Genomic DNA, 20,705 nt, shown 5'->3' with positions numbered 1-20,705 from the left:
TGTTGGGGGTGTTTTCATTAATGAGATCTAGATCACAAAAGGAAGCGTATGCATAGTTCTATAACACTAGAAGCGCTGTACATTTTAGATGCAATCGATAGACGAGGGAGCTTTGCCGCTGCCGCACAAGAGCTAGATAAGGCCCCATCTTCATTGACTTATCAGATCCAGAAGTTAGAGCAAGATCTCGATATCAATATATTTGATCGTTCCGGGCACAAAGCATCTTTCACCGATGCGGGTAAGCTTATTTTGGAAAGAGGTCGTTTGATTCTCTCGGCCACTCAAAAACTTGTCGATGACGCAAGTTTGTTAGCCAATGGCTGGGAGCTCGATATTTCTATTGCTTATGACGGCATTATCCCTGTTCATAACTTGTACGGTTTAGTTGATGAGCTAGGCGTCGTGAGTAAAACTCGCGTTAAGCTTCAAGAGGAAATTTTAGCTGGTGGATGGGAAGCGTTGAATGCGGGTAGGGCTGATTTATTAATATGCCCTCATATAGGCAAAGTCCCTCAAGATATTAAGAGTGAAGTGATTGGCTCCCTGTCTATGGTTTGGGTTGCCAAAGCAGACCACTACGTTCATTCTCGTTCTCACCGCGAAACTTTTGACGAAATAGCTCAACAGAAGTACCGGATTATAGCAATTGCTGATACTGCAAGAGAGCAAGCACCGCTTAGTATTAACGTATTAGAAAAACAGCCGCGTTTAACCGTCACCAACTTCCCTGCAAAGGTCGACTCACTGGTTCATGGGCTCGGTATAGGTACGCTGCCAAAACAGATCGCCCAACCCCTGATAGAGAATGGAACGTTAAAGCAGATAGAAGGTACTGATGAACAAGGCTTCGACATTGCAGTGAATTGGCGCCGAAACCAGATGGGGGAAGCTAAGTCTTGGTGTATACAATATCTTAAGAAGAAGTTTCCGCTAGCTAAGCGCTAGTACCATATCAGCGGTACCATCTTCAAAATCAATATTAATCTTAAACCCTAGATGTTTTGCTAGGGTTAACATCCCTGTGTTGGTTGGCATCGTCATGCCACTAATCTGCTTAGTTCCTTTATTCTCACAATATTGGATTAGCTTATTCATCAAAATCTTACCTAGCCCAACTCCCTTCAGGTCCGAGCGAATCAGAATAGCAAACTCTGCATCTGTTTTTTGAGGGTTAATCAAACCGCGTGAGACCCCAATGATTTCCGATGAGGTACCACTGTGTCTTACTGCGACAAAGGCTATCTCGCGGTCAAAGTCGATTTGAGTAAAGTTGGCTAACATTTCATGGTTTATCTCACCGATATCACTAAAGAAGCGTTTATACAGATCCTCTTTAGAAACCTTACGCATAAACTCTGCATGATGAGGCTCGTCCTCTGGAAGTATAGGGCGAAGTAATACCGTTTCACCATTCTTAAGTTCGACCTCTTGCTCATACTCAGTTGGGTAGGGTTTGATTGCCAGTCGGTTAGGATTAATATCAGACTCTGTAATAAGCGAAATATTCGCGTCAATAATGGTGACATTGTCACCTGAAAGCAGCAATGGATGAATATCAAGTTCGTCGATTAAAGGTTGATCAACGATCAGTTGAGATATCCTAACGAGCACTTCACTCAGCGCTTGAATATTGATAGGTACCGGAAGCGTTTGAACTCTTATGTTTTTATCTTTAATCGCTCGAACAATGAGGTATCTTGCCAGAGTCATATTTAATGGCGGGAGTGCTGCCGCGGCGTCTGTATCTTCATCCCACTCCGAACCACCTTGACCAAGCAAGATTACTGGACCAAATGTAGGGTCGCTTTTGACTTTTATTCTAAGCTCTAGAGAATTACTCAGGTCGGCCATTGGCTGGACAGTTAAGCCCAATAAATGAGAGCTTGGAAATGCGGTTTTTGCTCGCACCATGATAGCGTGTGCAGCGTCTGATACTTCGCTCGCTGTTCTGAGATTGAGCATGACACCGTGAACGTCGGACTTATGCGCAATATCATGGCTACAGAGCTTGAGCGCTACAGGGTAACTTAATTCGTTAGCGATATGTGCTGCTTCTGCTGCGTCATGGGCAATATGCGTAGGTAAAACGTTCAAACCATACGCATGAAAAATAGGGTTTGACTGATAGCTTTCTAGCTCTAGTAAATCATCAGACAGACAGTCGTTGATATGTTGATTGGCGAGCGTTTGTTGAGCCGAATCGACTTTCTCTGTTGAAACAGGAGTTTCTCTTAATTGCTTTTGGTTACGTCTATATTCCACTAAGTGCATGTATGCAATGGCGGCACTTTCAGGCGTTCTATAGGTAGGAATGCCGGCAGACGTGAATAGAAGGCGCGCTTCTTTTGCAGACGTTTCACCAGCCCAATTGGTGAGAAGATTAAATTTTCTATGTTTAGGGTTGGATTTAAAACTCTCAATGACAGCGCTCGCAGTCGCTTTTGGGGCAGCAATGGCTGAAGGGCTGTACATTACTAATATGGCGTCCAGCTCCTCTGAGTCTAAAAGAATATCGATACAACGAGAATAACGCTGAATACATGCGTCTCCGCCGATATCTATTGGACAAGAAATAGGAACGTTGTGTCCAACGGCTTCAGTTAATTTATTCAGAGTGGTCTCTGATAATTCGGCTAGTTTACCACCACGTAATGAGAGAGTATCTGTTGCTAATACGGCAGGACCGCCGCCATTGGTTACGATTGCGATCCGTTCACCACGAAGGGGTATAGAGTGAGTTAAGGTTTCTACAGCGGCAAACAGTTCGTGGTTGTTTTGAACTCGCAGCATGCCACTCCTTCTAATCGCAGAATCGTACACTATATCGAGTGACTCTTTGCCTTGTGAATGCCATTGAGCGGCAACTCGCCCTGCCTTTGATTGACCTCCTTTTAATACCAATATTCGTTTGTTTCTCGACGTTGCACGAGCAGCTGAAATAAATCGACGCGCATCTTCTATATGATCCACGTATAAAAGAATGGACTCGGTTTTACTGTCGAGTGCCAATCGATCTAGCAGTTCAGCAAAGTCGATATCTTGCGCATGCCCGATAGATATAAAACTAGAGAAACCGATGTTCTTTTCCCACGCCCAATCGAGAACTGAAGTACATACAGCCGCGGATTGTGAAATGAAGGCGATCTTTCCTGGAATAGCAGAGATAGGTGAGAAAGAGGCGTTTAATGATATCCAAGGCAAAATAATGCCAAGGCTATTTGGACCGATGATCCTAATGTTGAGTTGTTCAGCAAGCGTTGTATAGAACTGGTCTTGCTTAAGCTGTTCGGATAAATCAGACTCAAGCACGATGGCACATTTTGTACCACGTTCAGCCAACTGGGTCAGAATTTTAGTATTAAGTTCGCGTTTGGTGCATAAGACTGCAAGTTCCGGGGATAAAGGAAGTTCATCAATACTTTTATATGCAAGAACACCACAAACTGAGCGATACTTTAGAGAAACAGGAAGAACGATGCCATTGTAGCCACCGGATAGAATGTTATTGGTTACAATGTAGCCAGCTCGTTGTAGGTTGGAGCTGGCTCCGATGATCGCGATTGAGCGAGGATTGAACAGACTATCTAATGAATACATAGCAACCTCCTTGTCATTGTCGCTAAAATAATAGGGCACTCGTTAGTAGATAGGGAGCGTTTGTTTATCGATTGTTAAACAGGGATAGAAATTTGAGCTACCCATCACAATCACTACGCGTTATATTTCAGTAAGCCCTTGATTAAATTCAACCCAAACGGCATGATCTCCGGTAGTCTATTTATTGGTTAAACATCAAATATGAAAAAAATTACAATTGTCAGCCTTTCACTATTACTTTCAGCATGTGTGTCAAATACTTATGAGACGGAAGTAACATCAGAAAGTTATCGTGAAGAATTCCAACCGGCACCGATTGAAAAACCAATTCAAACAGCGGTTGCTGAAGAGACAGTCATGACGCAACAAACAAGTGTTGCGAAGGTTGTACCTCAGGAAGAGAGAACGGTTGTGAAACTTGCACCAGCTAACGATGCTCAGCAGCAAGTTAAAATTATTCCACCAAGTCAGAAGCAGATGTCACAAGCGGCGCGCTATGGCTACACAGTGCAGGTAGCAGCAGTCGGTACACAAGCAAAAGTGTCTAGCTTCGCTCGTCAATTGCCAAATAATGGTCAACCTGTATGGGAACACTATAAAGTCGTAAACGGTACCAAGTGGTATAGCGTGCTTTACGGTGATTTTGGTACACGTAAAGAGGCAGAAAAAGCTATTGCTCAGCTTCCAGAAAGTTTCCGTGACCTGAAACCTTTCATTAAGAGTATCGACAGTATTAAGAATTCAGAATTTCCTGATATCGTTAAGATTAAATAATCAAAAAGGGGCTTTATAGCCCCTTTTTTTGGCTTAAAACTAACCAAGTAACACTCTCCTAAGGTTATATTGGCTAAATACCTGTGCGAGATAATCAATATCTCGTTAGAATCTTTATCAATTAAGAGAAAAATCACGGAACGACTACGCATGTCAAAAATTAGAGTCCTTTTACTTTGTGGTGGTGGATCGAGCGAACACGAAGTATCACTAGTATCTGCAAACTATGTAGAGCAACAACTTAAGCTACATGACGATTTGTTGGTAGATCGGGTCGAAATACGTGATGGCGCATGGTTCTCTTCTGAAGGTCATAAAGTGCGCTTGGATATTGAGACTGGTAGCTTGGTTTCAAGCAAAGAAACCTTCAAAGTTGACTACATTGTCCCATGTATTCATGGTTTCCCTGGTGAAACTGGAGACATTCAACCATTGTTCGAGCTAGCTGGAGTTCCTTACTTTGGTTGTGGCGCTGAAGCGAGCAGTAATAGCTTCAACAAGATCACCTCTAAGCTATGGTATGACGCAATCAAAGTTCCAAATACACCATACTTATTTCTGACTGAGAATGGTGCAGAAGCCAAAAGCGATGCGAAACTTGCGCTTGAACAGTGGGGAAAGATTTTTGTTAAAGCAGCGAAGCAGGGCTCATCCGTTGGCTGTTACTGTGTAGAAAACGCAGAGACTTTGGACGAAACCATCGACCTTGCGTTTACTTTTTCGGATCAAGTTCTGATAGAAAAAGCAGTGAAACCAAGAGAGTTGGAGGTCGCGGCATATGAATTTGATGGCAAGCTTCATATTACGCGCGCAGGAGAGGTTATTGCACCAGAAGACGGTTTCTATACTTACGATGAAAAATATGGTTCGGGTAGTCACTCTACGACGAAAGTTGTTGCTGACAATCTAACAGAAGAACAGAAAGATCAAATTGCGGATTATTCAGAACGCGTCTTTAAGCACATGAAACTTAAAGATCTTTCTCGTATCGACTTCTTCCTAACGGAAGAAAATGAACTGTTTTTGAATGAGGTGAATACTTTCCCAGGTATGACTCCAATCTCCATGTTCCCAAAAATGCTAGAGAACAATGGTCATAGCTTTAGTGATTACCTATACTCAGCAATAAATACGAGTATCAACAAGTAATTAGCTGCCTAAAACGTGAAGTAACTTTGACTTCATATAAGGCGATATACTGTAAATGCTGTTCGGTGGAGATATTTCTTGCTAAGTTACCGTATACAAGTAATATCAAATTTATCAAACGCAACACATTCATAAGCTATGGCAATTACAAATTATAGAGGTTTCAACCTTAAAGGTGCTGGCAGTTCGCAAGACTTATGGCAAGTAAAGATTAAGAATCACGTCTTATCTGGGAATCTTGCAGCAGTTAAAAAGAGCATTGATTGGTGGGTAGATACCGCACAAATTATTGATCCTAAAAGCTTTAGTGACGTTAAAGCAGCGCGCCCAGGTTCCGGGAAAGCGACCTCTGAAGTTTTTGCGGGTCAACAACTCAAGAACGATACAGGTGAACCAAATGGGTGGTACTGTATGTTTAATGGCAAGCTTCTAAAGGGTAGCAAAGTAGCGATTCAAAAGCACATTGAGGCTTATATGAAAGCACTTGCTGTTGCAAAAGCAAAACAAGCGAAAAGATAATGAGTTTAGTTTATTCAACAGAAACTGGTCGTATTAAGCCGGAAGAAGAAAAAGTAGAACGCCCAAAAGGCGATGGTGTTGTTCGAATCATTAAACAAACCAAGGGACGCAAAGGTAAAGGCGTTTCTATTGTTACAGGTTTAGACCTTGATGACGCACCGCTAAAGCTACTCGCAGCAGAGCTTAAAAAGCAGTGTGGCTGTGGTGGATCTGTAAAAGATGGCACGATTGAAATTCAGGGTGATGTTCGTGAGAAACTTAAGCAGATCCTTGAGAAAAAAGGTCACACAGTTAAATTAGCCGGCGGTTAATTTCTAGCGTTACCGAAGCCAACTAGAACGTAGCCGTAGGGATTAATTTCTCTGCGGCTTTTTTGTAACTTGTAAACGTACCTAGTAAATCAGAAACTATGACGTTTGATAAAGTCAAAGCTAGGCAAAATATTCTGTGAAACAAGAATATGTAGATTAGCTATTTTATGGTAAATAGCACTTATGTTAAAAGCTAATGCGTTAAGTAGGAGAAGTAGAGGTCTAAGCGATAATATCCCACGTAGAATGATATATAATTTACCATAAGATAGATAATACGCACTTGTGTGATATCTTCTTTATCAGCATTAAGTCAGGATAACCGGCTCAATTGAACATCTTTCTTTTCTGGTTGTCTATCAATCAGCACACGTTTTTCCGATTAGGTTTAATCTGTTGTGTTAAACATACCTCGTCTATCAAAAGGCTCTACTCATGACATTACTGAGAGCTGTCGCTACTGCGACGCTGTTTTCAACTTCTGTATATGCAAACACGACACCGACTGTTGCTTTAGATTCGTACCTACCATCGGAAGGTATTCCTACACAGTTTGTGAGAATCTCGGATCCCAATGCTATCGTGCTCAAGAACGTTAATTCCGAAGAAATTTACGTAACTTACTCAATAGCACCTGAACTTTTTGAGCAGCTTTATGAATATGGAGAGTCTTTTGAACATAATCAGTTATCGGACCACGTTTTCGTACGCTACAGTAAGCAATTTGGCCCCTACGCACATTTTGAAGCGCTAGATTTAAATGTCTCAGTTATTGACCCACACTTGAGTGTCGATCCTATAGAAGTCGCTTCAAAGAACTGCTTGTCTTTAAACCCATCTACGCTTGGCAAGCAGGATTGCCTCAATTTAGAACTTGAGTATGTTGATTTAGAGTTGAATCGTATTTATCAGGATTTAGGTGGTTCAGACAATGTCCAGCTATCGGATATGCAGAAAAAATGGATAGCTTACAAAGATGCCAAGATCGCCTACCTTCAAAGCCAATATCTACAGCGTGAAGGCACTATGTGGGGATTGGTATACGCTGATAATGTTAATGCAGTATACAAACAGCAACTTAGGTTCCTCAGAAGTATCTCCTCTAATCAACAGTAAACATTAGCCCACCAATAAACTCTGTAGCTACGTCTGTTGGCTGCATTTCTTTCTATTAACGTAACTTATTCACAACCTAAGTGACACTGTCACTTAGGTCTGTAGGACTAGCGTTTTGACAAGCCCAAAATGAGACAAACAGCTTTTCTATTTGTATTTTTATAACTCTTAAAATTGGAAGTGGAACAATTTTAGATAATTGAAAGCTAATAAATACAGAATCTTACGTTAAAAATTAGAATCCTAATAATACAAATGTAGCTTGGTTTGTAATTTAATTACAAATTTTCTGTGAGTGATTTCCCTTTTGTAATTACCAGTGAATAATTCCATTGTAAGTCATTGTATTCAAGGGGTTAATGCTATTATCGCGGTCTTTGTCTGAATCAAAATGAGAGTGTGTCACGTTTTAGCCCTGTAACACTTAGAGTAAGCGCCCTATTTGGCTGAAAGCGCCCGCGAGTAAACGTTTACCGAGAATGGTGGAATTTAGGGGTATTATGCGGGTATAAAAAAAGCGCATCTTACGATGCGCTTTTTGACTCTTGTTCTTCTCGAATTTGCTGAGCGATTATCTTGATAGCTTCTGCGGTACTCACCCCTTCTGCCATCAGTTTTTGAATTCGCTCTACAGCTTGTTGCTGCTCTTCGTGCGATAGAGTTGGTAAATCTGAAAACATTTTCGACTCCGTTTGTTAGGAGCCGAATATAACGAGAATATTAGTAAGTCGCAAGGAAGTTTACGTATGCGCCCATTGCGTTTTTGTCTGTGTAACTCGCTGCTACATCAAGCTCAAATAATCCTAGTGGTGCGAAGCCGACGCCAGCAGTCACAGTGTCTTGCTCTGTACCCACTAGATTCTTCTTATATCCTGCGCGTAAATAAAGCTGGCGCATAATATCGACTTCCGCCCCTACTCTTAGCATTTGCGTATTGTCGTTGAATCCTTCGAACTTCTTCTCTTCACGAAGGTCGTAATCAACCGACAGTGATGCGTAGTCCATAACAAAACCTGCACCAAGTGTATATTGAGGTTCAAGCTTGTATGCACCTTGTACAGTTACATTTCCGCTTGTCGCTCTTTTCGTCTCAATGTCTCTAGAGACTAGGTTCTTGGCTGAAAAGCCAATACGTAGAGGACCACTGAACCAAAGTGCACCCGCATCCATGTTGAACATGGTCTCACCCTGGCCATTATCACGAATGTCTGAAAGATCGTAACCATCCAAAGTTTCGGCATAAGAGTATGTGTAGATACGTTGTAGCTTAGGTGAAACGCCAAAAGAAACGTGTTGCCCAAGTAGTGTGTAGTATTTCGCGAGGGAGATACCAGCTTCTGTTACACCGATAGACACCGCTTTTACTCCTGAATTATCAAGACGTTCCCCTACCGTTGAGTTTGGATCTGTATCAACAACACTTTCTATGAATGATTCAGAGTAAGCTTTACCAAAGACAGTGGCGGATATGTATTGATTTGGAAGACCAAAGGCTACTGCCCCCCCAAGTTCCACTTTTGATTGAGCATTAGCTAGATCATTGAGTAATTGTTCTGCTTCTTGTTCATTGTTTGGGTTGCTTAAGTCTAAATCTACGATTGTATCGATATTATCAAGTAATTGAGATTCATCATCATACATAAGGCCAAGACTAGGTAGAAGCATACCTGCGTCATCGTTTCTTCGGTAGATGGCGGTGAGAGCTGGGTTGTAAAACGGAGCGGTTAAGTAGGTCGCTGATACTGCGCCAACGCCACCCATCGCTTCACCACGCGCGTCCGTCGCGTAGCTAGCAGCTTGTGCAGTCCCTGCAACAACAGACAGCGCCACTGCAGTCAGTTTGAATAGATTTTTCATAATGAATTCTTCGGTATTATTTATAGTTTAGCGGCAACAATTACCCCTTTGCTATAAATCAAGCAAGAATCATTCCTTGTCGGCTGTAAGATCGTAAGACTTGCTGATGACCCGTTGATCTTTCAGAACTATGTCGCCCTGCCAGCGTTCGTGTGTCATTGATATGGCAAGAATATAGCGCTGCGGTTCTAGCTCACTGGCATCAATAGTTTGTGGGTAGTCCGATTCGTACTGTTGACTCCACTTTTCAGTATAAGCGTTGTCTTTGTAATCGTAGAGTGCGACTTGAAGTAATGGAAGTGAGCAGTATCTATTAGGGATAAATGTTTTTTCTATTGTCCAGCTGTCCTTGCCAGTCCAACGAGCTGTGTATTTTTCTGGTGATTCGCTGATGATGACCCAGTGACTCCAACTTTTTCCACTGTCAGATTCTATTTCAACCTCGTATAAACCGATGTCCAGGTTGTAATTAAGGTTGTATCGAGTTTGAAATGTGTGGTTATCTGTGACGCCGTCACTAGGTTCGGTAGACTCTGCATCTATAGAAATTGCTTTATCAGACAAAGACTTAAATGAGAGTGTTTTTATGGATTCTGTAGCCGTCGCATTAAGAACGGCTCTAAAGGTTCTGCGTCCTGGGCTTTCTAATGTTTGTCTAGTGATAGAAAGAGATTGAATCCAAACTGGTAACGCTTTATTACTCAATGTTCGGCCACAATCAACATCTAGAGATTGAATTAACAGATTGTTCAGGTTGTCTTTAATCGCGGGTGTGGCCGGTTTTTGCCACACCTCTACCATAGCGGTAAAACTAGATGCTAAGTCGTTGGTGAGTAGACTTTCATGGGCTTTATTCAAAGCATTATTGGTGCTGAACCAATCCGCCGTGAGAAACGGCGAATATGCAATTAACCCAATTACCGCGATTCGAGACATGGTTACGCCTTCATCTTATAACCAACACCACGTAGCGTTTCAATTTCTAAGCCGGGTAGTTTCTGGCGCAATTGAAGAACGTGTGTGTCTACCGTTCGTGTTGTCGGGAAATGGTTGTAGCCCCATACATGGTCAAGCAGTTCGTCACGTGTGAATACACGGCCAAGATTGCTTGCCAAGAAAAGTAGCAAATCAAATTCGGTACGAGTAAGCGTCACAAGTTCATCTTGATAAAAAACTTCACGAGTCGCTCTATCAATAACAAGATTAGTAGCGACAACTTTGTCCTGCTCAGACTCTTCCGCTTCTGGTTGACGTAACTGAGCGCGGATACGTGCAAAGAGCTCCGCCTCAGCGAAAGGTTTTGTTAGGTAGTCATTTGCACCAGAGTCTAGGCCCGCAACTTTGTCTTTAATCGTGACTAGGGCTGTTAATAGAATAACTGGAATGTTGTTGATGGCTTTCCAGTCCGCTAGATGGTCTACAGAGTCACCATCAGGGAGTTGTCTATCCAGAATCACTAGGTCTGCTTTCTCCCATAGAGGTGCAACATCAGCGATTGTTTCTGCGTGCAGACACTCATAGCCAGCTTGCTCTAAGCTAACTAAAAGTCCGTCGGCTAAGTTTTTATCATCTTCAACTAGAAGCAATGTCTGTTTCACAAGGGATCTCCAAAATAAATGTTGTCGGTGGACCAATCAAGCGCATTGTGCCGCCCATGCGTTCCACCATTGATTCCACTATAGTTAAACCTAAACCAAGACCACTTTTACTAACAAATGGTTTTTTCAAGTTTTTCCAATCTTTAGCGGTAAGGTTACCGCCATCTTTTACCGAAATTGTCACGCAATTTGTGTTCTGCTCGACGATGAGCTCTATTGGACTAACACCATACTTCACCGCATTTCTAAGCAGGTTATCGATGCATGTACCGAGCCAGTATATATTAGCTTTCATAGAAAAATCTTTTGATATCATCAGCTTAATATCATGCTCATGATAATCTTCTAATAAATAGTCGAGCCACTCCTGGACAGATGGTACCCATTCTGTCGCCAACTGTTGTTTATCAGACTGTAGGTAATCTTTACTCGCCTCAGCAAGCTGGCGTAGTCGTCGTGTATCTTCACATAAGCGCCTAAACTCGTCATATACCGACTCCGGTAAATGTTCGAACTCGCGTCTAAAGCCTTCCACAGTCATAGAGAGACTCGCAATCGGTGTCCTCAGTTCATGGGTTAGAATTTGAAGTACTAACATACGGCTCTGTAATTCTTGTCGCTTGGTTTTCCATCGATAGTAAAACCATACGAATAAACCTACGATGTTGAACGCAATAAGAGCTATTAAGCTAAGTCGCCACACCTTTGAGTGATCTTTTATAGACCAGCAAATGTTTCCGCGCTGTACAAAACAAGTACCACTCCCTGAGGTAATGTTGTATTGCAATTCATTTTTGTCGACGAGAGGCAGCCAGGTTTCTTGATCAAAGATGTAATAGCTATCACCCCTTCTAAGCCAGAGATCGTCACCCTGTACGAACATTGAGGCTGCTGAGATTAAAGCGTCTACCTCGCTAGGCGTCATGGTTTGCAAGCGAGATAGCATACTACCTACCACACCAAGTGGGCGCTCTTTTACATGCATAAAGTGCTCTAGCTCTTCATACAGATCCGGAAACTTATCGACGTAGCGTGCCGCGTAAGTGCCGCCCCCTGGGTGAATTAGGTTTGAGCGCGCGAACCACTTTTCTGACAGCGGTGTTCCTTTACAAATAGCTCGAGTAAAAACTAAAGGCTCGGTAATTAATGGACTGACTGGCAGTTTACCAGTACAGGATTGACTAAGACTAAAAAGAAGCTGAACATCTTTTAAAGGGTATGAAGACGTCTGGGGATACATAGATTCAGACGCGATAAGTTTGGTTGGATATTCCGAATGCAGGATTCGAATATCATAAGATACAAGCGCTTTAGAGTAGTCAATCTGCTCTGTAAAATTCTCGATACGTTCAGGTAACGTGTTCGCGGTTGCGGTAATTGGCAGAAGTAAAAGTGACAGTGTCATTAAAACCGATAATTTCACTCATTACCTCTGAGTTGATGTTTAACTTAACCCTATGAATATAGGACATATTAAAGAAAGTTACAGCAAAAGAAGCAGAGATTACACGCAAAACGACAAAATAAAAGGCTAGCGATGAGGCTAGCCTTTTTATTGACATAAAATTGACGCAGTATAGCGTTAAAGCGCTTTAGAAATCGCGTCGACACTTTCCTTCGCATCACCAAATAGCATTTGAGTGTTTTCTTTGAAGAATAGCGGGTTCTGAACACCAGCGTAGCCTGTATTCATAGAACGTTTGAACACGATAACATTCTGAGCGTCCCAAACTTCAAGTACTGGCATCCCAGCAATCGGGCTGTTTGGATCTTCGAGTGCAGCTGGGTTAACCGTGTCATTTGCACCAATAACCAAAACAGTATCCGTTTCAGTGAAGTCGTCATTGATTTCGTCCATTTCTAAAACGATATCGTACGGTACTTTAGCTTCAGCTAACAGTACGTTCATGTGGCCAGGAAGACGACCTGCTACCGGGTGAATACCAAAGCGAACTTCGATGCCTTGTGCACGGAGTTTCTCTGTGATTTCATGAACTGGGTATTGTGCTTGTGCTACTGCCATGCCATATCCCGGAGTGATGATCACTGACTTAGAGTTTTTCAACATTTCAGCGACTTCTTCAGCAGATGTTTCACGGTGTTCACCCTGCTCTACATCTTCAGAAATCACGACTTCTTGACCAAAACCACCGGCAATAACACTAATAAATGAACGGTTCATTGCCTTACACATGATGTAAGACAGAATCGCACCTGAAGAACCTACTAATGCACCTGTCACAATGAGAAGATCGTTTGCTAGCATAAAGCCCGCTGCAGCCGCTGCCCAACCTGAGTATGAGTTAAGCATTGAAACTACGACTGGCATATCTGCACCACCAATTGATGCAACTAAGTGATAACCGAATGCAAAGGCAATCAGTGTCATCAGAATCAATGGGAAAACACCACCGTCGGTGCTGAGGTACCATTTCATTAACAGAAGTGATACTACAATCGCAGCAAGGTTAAGTTTGTGCTTATGTGGCAGACTCAACGGTGAAGAAGAAATCATGCCACTGAGTTTGCCAAAGGCTACAACCGAACCGGTAAAGGTAACGGCACCGATAAACACACCAAGGTAAACTTCAACCAAGTGGATCACGTGCTCAGCATGGGTTGCAGCTTCTGGCGCATCGAGAAGGCTGTTATAACCCACTAATACCGCTGCCATACCGACAAAACTGTGGAGAATCGCCACCAGTTCAGGCATTTCTGTCATTTCTACTTTTTTAGCATAGTGGATACCGATACCACCACCGATCACCATCGCGATAATGATCCAAACTAACCCTTCTGATTCAGGGCCAAAAATCGTCGCGATCAGCGCGATCGTCATACCCGCGATACCATAGTAGTTACCTGAGCGAGCAGACTCCTGCTTTGATAAACCCGCTAGGCTCAAAATAAAGAATAACGCAGCAATAATGTAAGCTGCTTGTACTAATCCTGCAGACATTCCTACTACTCCTTAGTCTTTACGGAACATTTCAAGCATACGCTTGGTTACGGTGAAACCACCGAAGATGTTGATACTTGCGATAAGCACGGCTATGAAGGAAAGCACCGATACCACGCCATTTCCTTGGCCTATTTGCAATAGTGCGCCTACAACAATAATACCGGAGATAGCATTGGTCACAGACATCAGTGGAGTATGCAGAGCGTGTGTTACATTCCATACGACGTAATACCCAACCACACAAGCCAGAACGAACACAGTAAAGTGAGAAAGGAATGCAGCGGGAGCAACGCTCGCAATCCATGCGAATGCACCCACACCCACGGCTAATGCCGCAAATTTCTTAACTGGTGACGTCGGCTCTTCTACTTTCTCTTGGACTGGCTTTGGCGCTTCTTTTGGTTTTTGTTCTGGCTGAGCAGAAACCTGAATCGGTGGCGCAGGCCAAGTTACTTCGCCTTCTTTAACGACAGTTACACCGCGAAGAACAACATCTTCGAAGTTAATATCAATATTGCCGTCTTTCTCTTTGCACAATAGTTTCAGGAGGTTGACGATATTGGTTGCGTAAAGCTGTGATGATTGAGTCGGTAAACGGCCAACCATATCGGTGTAACCGACAACTTTTACACCGTTTGACGTTGTAATGACCTGATCAGCTACGGTGTACTCGCAGTTACCGCCATTGGCGGCTGCAAGATCGACAATCACACTACCCGCTTTCATGCTATCGACCATCTCTTTGGTGATAAGCTTCGGCGCAGGACGCCCAGGGATTAGCGCTGTAGTAACAATGATATCAACATCTTTTGCTTGTTCAGCGTAAAGCTCCGCCGCTTTTTTGTTGAACTCGTCAGACATTTCTTTCGCGTAGCCATCACCAGAGCCTGAGTCTTCTTTGTAATCGACCTCTAGGAACTCTGCGCCCATTGATTGGACTTGCTCTTTTACTTCTGGGCGGACATCGAATGCTCGGACGATTGCCCCAAGGCTACCCGCAGCGCCAATGGCAGCAAGACCAGCAACACCTGCACCTGCAACCAGTACCTTTGCCGGTGGAACTTTACCTGCAGCGGTAATTTGGCCGGTAAAGAAACGGCCAAACTCATGTGCCGCTTCAACAACAGCACGATAGCCTGCAATGTTTGCCATAGAAGAAAGAGCATCAAGAGCTTGTGCTCGTGAGATACGAGGAACGGCGTCCATTGCCATAACGTTGATATTACGACTAGAGAGTTTTTCCATTAGCTCAGGATTTTGAGCTGGCCAGATAAAACTGATAAGACTTGCACCGTCTTTGATTAACGCGATTTCGTCTTCGCTAGGTGCATTGACTTTGAAGATAAGATCAGAAGCCCAAACTTCGTCTTTTGAAACAACCTTTGCACCGGCAGCTTCAAACGCTGCGTCTTCAAAACTTGCAAGCGCACCCGCTTGCGATTCTACTGAGACTTCAAATCCCAACTTGAGTAGCTGCTCCACCGATTTAGGTGAGGCAGCGACCCTGGTCTCTCCTGAGAGAGATTCTCTTGGTACACCAATTTTTTGCATAGCGATTCCTTGACTATTGCATAACTTAAAAACTTGTAGTGACTTAGAACTTAAACATTGTAGTAAAGCTACAAAGCTTAACCGTGTTCCAGGTTGGATATTTTGTGATTCTTACGTTTTAACGGTAAAAAAACAACATACCCTCAACACAACAGAGGTCAAACCAGATGTTAAGTTCAATCCCTAAAAAGAGTAATAATTTATCTTAGAGTTAAATTTTTTTGCCCCTTAAGATCAACCGCTAGGTGCTTCACTTAAGTGACAGAAAATAAAAAAAGAGCCATAAGCATACTGACTTATGGCTCTTTAAATAATGAGGGATATCAATCAAATAGTGAGATTACCCGAAAATGTTGTCACCCATTTGATCGATGAACATTTTTGCTTTTTTGAGCATAAACTCATTAGCGTCGTCTTTAGATGCTAAAACATCAGAACGAATGAAGTGATGAGTTTTAAGGTCTTCGCCTTCGCCCTTTGTTATGCGGCCGTTAATCCGATACTGCCCGCCTTCGCTTTTTGCTTCTGGGTAGATAAGAAAGCCTTTGTGTTCAATTGGCTCTACCGCTGGCGCTTTGGTTTCTTGTTTACCGCCGAATAGTTTGGAGAAAAATCCCACTAGTATCCCCTTAATATATTAATTTTGCTGCGATTTGAGATAGGAAGTCTCAAACCATTCTAACGACACTTCTTCGTCAAATCTAATATCTCGAGTGATCGCCGGCACATTTTCAAAACGGTTTGTACGACGGTCATCATCAATAAGAGGCAGACCTGCATCGATAGCAGTCTGAGCTTGTGCTGTTATTGCTACAATTTTCTCTTCAGGAAGCGACGATAAAAAGTCGATGGTGTAACGAATGTAAATAGGACGAAGTTGGTTCAAAGCGATACAAGCAAGATCGGCTAGCTGCTCATTGTCATATTTTTCGACATAACTTTCGTGGGAGAGCAGGTTTCCTACAATAGTTTCCATGTAATTATGTACGTCTTCTCTGATATGCATAAAGTCACCCTATCCTATACAGCATGAAGTAAAGTATATATCAAGATGAAATAAATGTTTGAATATATAGATTAAAATTTAGCCGAACGCTCTGATTTTCACCAACAAATTTATGAATTTACTTGGAAAATAAGTTGAGAAACGTATGCTAGTCGTTCACCCATTTTTATAAATGTTACGATGTTGTCAAATTTTGCCACAACTAGTCTTTTTCGATGCTTGTTTCCGATACTGCTAGTTACAATATTATTTATTGGGCGTGACAATGTAACGATCCTTGCTGATCTCAATCAATCTCTTGTCCTGAATTTACCGTACCTGTTCACCGGCATTGCTATTCTACTCTCCCATAGCTTCAATCAAGGGCGAACTGGTTACGTCGCTGTCGCGTTAGCTTATAGTTATTTTATTATACAAACGAGCTTACAGGCCCCATTGTCTAACGACACTACTATTCTTAAGTTGACGTTGTTGACTTTTCTTTTGCCTGTATCTTGCCTGAGTGTGCATATTTTTGCCGACAATCGTGTCTTCTCTAAAAGTGGAATTAAATATTTCGCTGTTCTTGCTTTCTTTACCGTGTGGTCGGTGATGACCGTGGATCACTTCGCTGGTGAACCTTTTATTGAAACCATGCGAGAAGGTGTCCTATTTCGTATCCCTGAACTCTCCCGAATCCCTTTCGTGCTTGTTGCCTATCTTTTTGCATTGATCGGATTGACTGCCATTTTGGTTTTGAAGTTCAACCGTGCGATTGATGTGGTCATCTACTCCACTATTTTGCTGACCTCACTAACTTTTATCGGTTTCCATATTCCCTATATTTCGAGCGTACTATTTTCGTTAGCAGGCCTACTTTTAATTGTTTATGTGCTGTCGGCAAGCCATGAGCTTGCATTTATGGATCAGTTAACAGGAATACCAGGACGATACGCTCTCGATAGTGAACTTAAACAGCTTGGACGCAGATATTCGATAGCAATGTTAGATATTGATCACTTCAAATCGTTCAACGATACCTACGGCCACGACACAGGTGATGATGTTTTGAAGTTAGTCGCGAGTAAGATGCGCTCACTCCAAGGAAGAGCTCGAATCTATCGTTACGGTGGTGAAGAATTTACCTTGTTGTTCAAGCGCAAACACGCAGAACAAGTCATTGATTTTTTGGATACTCTACGCCAAGAGGTTGAAGACTATGAGATGGTGATTCGTAACTCAGAGTCTCGACCAGAGGATAATAAGTTGGGTAAGAAAAGCCGCGGAAAAGAGTCATCAACCAAGAGCGTGAAGATCACGATTAGTATTGGGGTATCAGATAGCCGTGAATCTCGAGATCCACAAGAAGTGATTAAGTTTGCGGATAAGGCTCTCTATCAGGCGAAAGAAGGTGGTAGAAACTGCGTTTGCATCTATGAATAAAATTAATCTTGATTGAACAATAAGATAATACTTCCCCCTTTAAGTGCGCTACCGTAATTTATATTAATTCCGATTCCAAAGTTATCAATCCAGTCTGAATTGAATGGCGGTGTCATTAGCCAACCTATTGTCCCTTCATAATAGTGATTGGTGCCAAATGGCTCACTGACATCTCCCCCAATATCGACCCTATTCACACGACCAAACAAGGTTTGTACTGAACGTCCCCAGTGAACAACATCGTAGAAGCCTTCGATACCATTGGTTACATACCATCCCTCAGGGTTACCTAAATCTCCTTTGTTGGCCTCACCCCAACTCACACCATACATATAATGATACCCAGACTTAAATGTCCAACTACCCCAGTCAGTCGGTTTGGTATAACTAATAACGGCTTCTGGTTCTATAATGTTGGACCAAGCTGATGTATTAACGACATCACCGTCTAGAAATTGCTTGAAATTACCTAATGGTGAAGACTGGTAGCGATAATCACTGTGGTAATACATAAGGTGGCTGCCAAGACCATAGGTAATATCCCAGCTATCATTAAGATACTTCTTGTACTGATAACGTACGTATCCATCAACAATGATCTCTACATGTATATCTGAGCCCTCGAAACCTCGTAAATCCACATCTTGTTCGATACGAAGTGCTGCGAGCTTTAGGGTTAAGAAATGGTTCTGCACCTCGTCATCAGGATCTAATGAGAAGGTGTAAGGTAAAGTCGTCACACCGATATTTTTACGTGACTCCAGTGCTTGTTCACTCCCCAATTCTTCGTTATCGGTACGGAGCAACTCGTTGGGGTTAAAGTCAACAATACCAAAAGTCACGACATCGCTGTTTGTGAGGATCACCGTGGCAGCAAAGTCTTGCTCGAAGCTTTTCTTTACAAGGTTACGATCTACTTCAAGCGCATAAACAGTAGCGCTGCATACTAGTGCTGCTATAACTGTTAAATATCGCGTCATTTAATTACTCTAATGCTAGGGTCTGTTGACCTTTCGTGGTTAAATTTTGTTCGAGATAAAATCGTTATAGGCGCGGCAAGGGGTGTGTAGCCTAGTCATTCTAAGTAAATACCCCTTAACAAAGCATAAAACGATTTTTGCCGAACCCTTCGGGCAGCGTTTGTGCTTCATTCCCACTGTGTTATCGGCTTCTCATGTAGGCTAGCTACACATCAAAGCCTCTGCCTTGTGGAAATTTCCCACAAACTGCTGCAAAAACCAGCTCGAAAGGTCAACAGACCCTAGAAACGTTTAATCGAAAACGTAACCGTTTCTGCCTCTGTGCTTGGCTTCATAAAGGCGTGAGTCGGCTTTCGAGTAGATCTCCTCTTTCGTTTCGTTGCCTTGTGGGATGAACACGTAACCCCCTTGTGATACGGTCACGTATTCAGCGGTTTGAGAATAAGCATGTGGGTAATTGAGATTGAAAATCGCTTCTTTTGTACGTTCTGCTTGAGCGATAGAGTCATCGGGATTAAAGTTGCTAATGACGATGATGAACTCTTCACCGCCGTATCGGCCAACGTACTCACCGCTACGTGTAAAAGTTGATTTCAAAGTACTTGCAATCGCCTGTAAACACTTATCTCCTTCAATATGACCGTAATTGTCATTAAACGCCTTAAAGTTATCTACATCTAACAGCAGGATGCCTAAGGGTAATGTGTGTCGGCCGTGCCAACTGATCATTTCTTCGAGTTTCTTATCGATATATCGACGGTTATAAACCGAGGTTAGGCCATCAATATTGGCTTGTTCCATTAGGCTAGCATTGAGTTCTTCAAGCTTAGAGGTCAATAATTTAAGCTCTCTTCTCATGTTAGCAATGCGCTGCATAGCAATTAACTTTGAATTTAAAACTAGACGGTCAACGGGCTTCACTAAGTAGTCATCCCCACCCGCTTCAATAGCTTGGGCAATAACTTCTGGTTCATCGTGACCGCTTAAAAAGATGATAGGAACCCAGTCAGGGTAGAGAGCGCGTATACGTCGGGATACATCAAACCCGTCCATATCTGGCATCGAAATGTCGAGCAAAACCAATTCAGGATCGAAAGCTGCGTATTTTTCGAGGCCCTCTTTACCATTGGCGGCGACCTCAACGTGGTGACCAAGCTGTTTCAATCGTATCGATAGCTGCATTCGATCCATTTGTACATCGTCGACTAATAAGATCTTCACCGGCGTGTTGTGTCCAACCATATTCATCCTTTTTATGACTCTAGGCACACTTATCTCATAACATTAACTATAAGAATAGCGTGAATACAAGCACTTAGTGGAAAGCAATTGACTTTTTTTTCTAAGTTCATAGCATAGCGTTTTTGTCAGAGATAATGTCCATGTCCGAAAATCAAAATAACGAACAAAAAACCATCGATCTTTCTACGGTTTCTCCAGAACTCAAGCAAGTTATTGAGTTTGATGGCGTGCCAGAAGCAATGTACGAAATGGTTACCTCTATTCACGAAGTATCAGAAGAAGCAGTGCGCGAAGCGTGGGATTCGCTTCCAGCAAGTGCCCAGAATGTTTTAGATAACTTCGAACAGTTCCATGCTCTAATCTCTGTTAGCCAGTCTTTTGCTGGTGTTAACCTAATGGAAGAGTTCCCAACTCTTAACCTTCCTGAAGGTATGACTGACGAAGAAAAAGAAGAATACCGCGCACAGCTTCTTGATCAACTACTTCACAATTGTGTGAAAGATATGGTTAAGCAAATGAAGAAAGCACGCCGTGACCCAATTCTTAAGCGCGACTTCCGCGAAGTATTTGCGAAATAAAATCTTTTTGTTTTCCTAATTCCAAGCTGCATGAATTTCA

The 20,705-nt window shown here is 42.6% G+C and carries 20 protein-coding genes; 8 read left to right on the top strand and 12 right to left on the bottom strand.

Annotation, left to right across the window (positions count from 1 at the left end):
- Nucleotides 1-48: 48 nt before the first annotated feature.
- Nucleotides 49-948, top strand: coding sequence for a LysR family transcriptional regulator (locus DPF91_RS08940; RefSeq protein ID WP_117234062.1), 900 nt, complete (start codon nucleotides 49-51; stop codon nucleotides 946-948).
- Here DPF91_RS08940 and DPF91_RS08935 read toward each other — a convergent pair.
- Nucleotides 934-3,600 carry a bifunctional acetate--CoA ligase family protein/GNAT family N-acetyltransferase gene (locus DPF91_RS08935; protein WP_117234061.1) on the bottom strand — a complete coding sequence of 889 codons (2,667 nt, stop codon included), beginning with the start codon at nucleotides 3,598-3,600 and terminating at the stop codon, nucleotides 934-936. The genes DPF91_RS08940 and DPF91_RS08935 overlap by 15 nt on opposite strands.
- 201 nt (nucleotides 3,601-3,801) lie before the next feature.
- Here DPF91_RS08935 and DPF91_RS08930 point away from each other — a divergent pair, with 201 nt between their 5' ends.
- The 5 genes from DPF91_RS08930 (at nucleotide 3,802) to DPF91_RS08910 (ending at nucleotide 7,469) form a co-directional block, all read left to right on the top strand.
- Nucleotides 3,802-4,374, top strand: a complete 573-nt coding sequence (locus DPF91_RS08930; protein ID WP_117234060.1) for an SPOR domain-containing protein — start codon at nucleotides 3,802-3,804, stop codon at nucleotides 4,372-4,374.
- A gap of 150 nt (nucleotides 4,375-4,524) precedes the next feature.
- On the top strand, nucleotides 4,525-5,523 hold the full coding sequence (locus DPF91_RS08925; protein WP_117234059.1) for a D-alanine--D-alanine ligase: 999 nt from the start codon (nucleotides 4,525-4,527) through the stop codon (nucleotides 5,521-5,523).
- A gap of 138 nt (nucleotides 5,524-5,661) precedes the next feature.
- Nucleotides 5,662-6,042, top strand: a complete 381-nt coding sequence (locus DPF91_RS08920; protein ID WP_117234058.1) for a DUF3319 domain-containing protein — start codon at nucleotides 5,662-5,664, stop codon at nucleotides 6,040-6,042.
- Nucleotides 6,042-6,353 carry a stress response translation initiation inhibitor YciH gene (yciH, locus tag DPF91_RS08915; RefSeq protein ID WP_117234057.1) on the top strand — a complete coding sequence of 104 codons (312 nt, stop codon included), beginning with the start codon at nucleotides 6,042-6,044 and terminating at the stop codon, nucleotides 6,351-6,353. Before DPF91_RS08920 ends, yciH begins: the two co-directional genes overlap by 1 nt.
- A 435-nt stretch (nucleotides 6,354-6,788) precedes the next feature.
- Nucleotides 6,789-7,469, top strand: a complete 681-nt coding sequence (locus DPF91_RS08910; RefSeq protein ID WP_117234056.1) for a lysozyme inhibitor LprI family protein — start codon at nucleotides 6,789-6,791, stop codon at nucleotides 7,467-7,469.
- A 524-nt stretch (nucleotides 7,470-7,993) separates the two neighbouring features.
- Here the strand turns inward: DPF91_RS08910 and DPF91_RS08905 are convergent.
- The 9 genes from DPF91_RS08905 to DPF91_RS08865 all read right to left on the bottom strand — a co-directional run bounded on the left by DPF91_RS08905 (nucleotide 7,994) and on the right by DPF91_RS08865 (nucleotide 16,443).
- On the bottom strand, nucleotides 7,994-8,149 hold the full coding sequence (locus DPF91_RS08905) for a YoaH family protein (RefSeq protein ID WP_117234055.1): 156 nt from the start codon (nucleotides 8,147-8,149) through the stop codon (nucleotides 7,994-7,996).
- Nucleotides 8,150-8,189: 40 nt separating this feature from the next.
- Nucleotides 8,190-9,326, bottom strand: a complete 1,137-nt coding sequence (locus DPF91_RS08900; protein WP_117234054.1) for a conjugal transfer protein TraF — start codon at nucleotides 9,324-9,326, stop codon at nucleotides 8,190-8,192.
- Nucleotides 9,327-9,395: 69 nt separating this feature from the next.
- Complete coding sequence (locus DPF91_RS08895; RefSeq protein WP_117234053.1) at nucleotides 9,396-10,262, bottom strand: DUF2861 family protein; 867 nt, start codon at nucleotides 10,260-10,262, stop codon at nucleotides 9,396-9,398.
- 2 nt (nucleotides 10,263-10,264) lie between these two features.
- Nucleotides 10,265-10,924 carry a response regulator transcription factor VxrB gene (gene vxrB / locus DPF91_RS08890; protein WP_117234052.1) on the bottom strand — a complete coding sequence of 220 codons (660 nt, stop codon included), beginning with the start codon at nucleotides 10,922-10,924 and terminating at the stop codon, nucleotides 10,265-10,267.
- Nucleotides 10,899-12,329: a sensor histidine kinase VxrA gene (vxrA, locus tag DPF91_RS08885; RefSeq protein WP_117234051.1), complete on the bottom strand. Its 1,431-nt coding sequence runs from the start codon at nucleotides 12,327-12,329 to the stop codon at nucleotides 10,899-10,901. Before vxrA ends, vxrB begins: the two co-directional genes overlap by 26 nt.
- A 177-nt stretch (nucleotides 12,330-12,506) precedes the next feature.
- Nucleotides 12,507-13,883: a Re/Si-specific NAD(P)(+) transhydrogenase subunit beta gene (pntB, locus tag DPF91_RS08880; protein WP_117234050.1), complete on the bottom strand. Its 1,377-nt coding sequence runs from the start codon at nucleotides 13,881-13,883 to the stop codon at nucleotides 12,507-12,509.
- A gap of 12 nt (nucleotides 13,884-13,895) precedes the next feature.
- Nucleotides 13,896-15,437, bottom strand: a complete 1,542-nt coding sequence (pntA, locus tag DPF91_RS08875; RefSeq protein ID WP_117234049.1) for a Re/Si-specific NAD(P)(+) transhydrogenase subunit alpha — start codon at nucleotides 15,435-15,437, stop codon at nucleotides 13,896-13,898.
- A 340-nt stretch (nucleotides 15,438-15,777) separates the two neighbouring features.
- Nucleotides 15,778-16,056 (bottom strand): HlyU family transcriptional regulator, encoded by a 279-nt coding sequence (locus DPF91_RS08870; protein ID WP_117234048.1) that lies wholly within the window; start codon nucleotides 16,054-16,056, stop codon nucleotides 15,778-15,780.
- A gap of 18 nt (nucleotides 16,057-16,074) precedes the next feature.
- Nucleotides 16,075-16,443 (bottom strand): late competence development ComFB family protein, encoded by a 369-nt coding sequence (locus DPF91_RS08865; RefSeq protein ID WP_117234047.1) that lies wholly within the window; start codon nucleotides 16,441-16,443, stop codon nucleotides 16,075-16,077.
- 180 nt (nucleotides 16,444-16,623) lie between these two features.
- On the opposite strand from DPF91_RS08865, the gene DPF91_RS08860 reads away from it, so the two are divergent.
- Nucleotides 16,624-17,865 carry a GGDEF domain-containing protein gene (locus DPF91_RS08860; protein WP_117234046.1) on the top strand — a complete coding sequence of 414 codons (1,242 nt, stop codon included), beginning with the start codon at nucleotides 16,624-16,626 and terminating at the stop codon, nucleotides 17,863-17,865.
- Between the two features lie 2 nt (nucleotides 17,866-17,867).
- On the opposite strand, the gene DPF91_RS08855 is transcribed toward DPF91_RS08860, so the two are convergent.
- Complete coding sequence (locus DPF91_RS08855; RefSeq protein ID WP_117234045.1) at nucleotides 17,868-18,845, bottom strand: Solitary outer membrane autotransporter beta-barrel domain; 978 nt, start codon at nucleotides 18,843-18,845, stop codon at nucleotides 17,868-17,870.
- A 291-nt stretch (nucleotides 18,846-19,136) separates the two neighbouring features.
- Nucleotides 19,137-20,087 carry a diguanylate cyclase gene (locus tag DPF91_RS08845; RefSeq protein WP_117234044.1) on the bottom strand — a complete coding sequence of 317 codons (951 nt, stop codon included), beginning with the start codon at nucleotides 20,085-20,087 and terminating at the stop codon, nucleotides 19,137-19,139.
- A gap of 140 nt (nucleotides 20,088-20,227) precedes the next feature.
- Between DPF91_RS08845 and DPF91_RS08840 the strand changes: the two genes are divergently transcribed.
- A complete protein-coding gene (locus DPF91_RS08840) occupies nucleotides 20,228-20,665 on the top strand; it encodes a DUF3069 domain-containing protein (RefSeq protein ID WP_117234043.1) in 438 nt (145 codons plus the stop codon).
- Nucleotides 20,666-20,705: the final 40 nt, after the last annotated feature.

Origin of the sequence: Vibrio maerlii, assembly GCF_003415655.1 — a bacterium.
Classification (GTDB): domain Bacteria; phylum Pseudomonadota; class Gammaproteobacteria; order Enterobacterales; family Vibrionaceae; genus Vibrio; species Vibrio maerlii.
The sequence above is the reverse complement of the archived record's forward strand: the minus strand, read 5'-3'. Positions and strand labels throughout refer to the sequence as shown.

Bases quoted from the DNA above. Each gene is read 5' to 3' on its own strand.
- DPF91_RS08940 (WP_117234062.1), top strand. From the start codon at position 49: ATGCATAGTTCTATAACACTAGAAGCGCTGTACATTTTAGATGCAATC.
- DPF91_RS08935 (WP_117234061.1), bottom strand. From the start codon at position 3,600: ATGTATTCATTAGATAGTCTGTTCAATCCTCGCTCAATCGCGATCATC.
- DPF91_RS08930 (WP_117234060.1), top strand. From the start codon at position 3,802: ATGAAAAAAATTACAATTGTCAGCCTTTCACTATTACTTTCAGCATGT.
- DPF91_RS08925 (WP_117234059.1), top strand. From the start codon at position 4,525: ATGTCAAAAATTAGAGTCCTTTTACTTTGTGGTGGTGGATCGAGCGAA.
- DPF91_RS08920 (WP_117234058.1), top strand. From the start codon at position 5,662: ATGGCAATTACAAATTATAGAGGTTTCAACCTTAAAGGTGCTGGCAGT.
- yciH (WP_117234057.1), top strand. From the start codon at position 6,042: ATGAGTTTAGTTTATTCAACAGAAACTGGTCGTATTAAGCCGGAAGAA.
- DPF91_RS08910 (WP_117234056.1), top strand. From the start codon at position 6,789: ATGACATTACTGAGAGCTGTCGCTACTGCGACGCTGTTTTCAACTTCT.
- DPF91_RS08905 (WP_117234055.1), bottom strand. From the start codon at position 8,149: ATGTTTTCAGATTTACCAACTCTATCGCACGAAGAGCAGCAACAAGCT.
- DPF91_RS08900 (WP_117234054.1), bottom strand. From the start codon at position 9,326: ATGAAAAATCTATTCAAACTGACTGCAGTGGCGCTGTCTGTTGTTGCA.
- DPF91_RS08895 (WP_117234053.1), bottom strand. From the start codon at position 10,262: ATGTCTCGAATCGCGGTAATTGGGTTAATTGCATATTCGCCGTTTCTC.
- vxrA (WP_117234051.1), bottom strand. From the start codon at position 12,329: ATGACACTGTCACTTTTACTTCTGCCAATTACCGCAACCGCGAACACG.
- pntB (WP_117234050.1), bottom strand. From the start codon at position 13,883: ATGTCTGCAGGATTAGTACAAGCAGCTTACATTATTGCTGCGTTATTC.
- pntA (WP_117234049.1), bottom strand. From the start codon at position 15,437: ATGCAAAAAATTGGTGTACCAAGAGAATCTCTCTCAGGAGAGACCAGG.
- DPF91_RS08865 (WP_117234047.1), bottom strand. From the start codon at position 16,443: ATGCATATCAGAGAAGACGTACATAATTACATGGAAACTATTGTAGGA.
- DPF91_RS08860 (WP_117234046.1), top strand. From the start codon at position 16,624: ATGTTGTCAAATTTTGCCACAACTAGTCTTTTTCGATGCTTGTTTCCG.
- DPF91_RS08855 (WP_117234045.1), bottom strand. From the start codon at position 18,845: ATGACGCGATATTTAACAGTTATAGCAGCACTAGTATGCAGCGCTACT.
- DPF91_RS08845 (WP_117234044.1), bottom strand. From the start codon at position 20,087: ATGGTTGGACACAACACGCCGGTGAAGATCTTATTAGTCGACGATGTA.
- DPF91_RS08840 (WP_117234043.1), top strand. From the start codon at position 20,228: ATGTCCGAAAATCAAAATAACGAACAAAAAACCATCGATCTTTCTACG.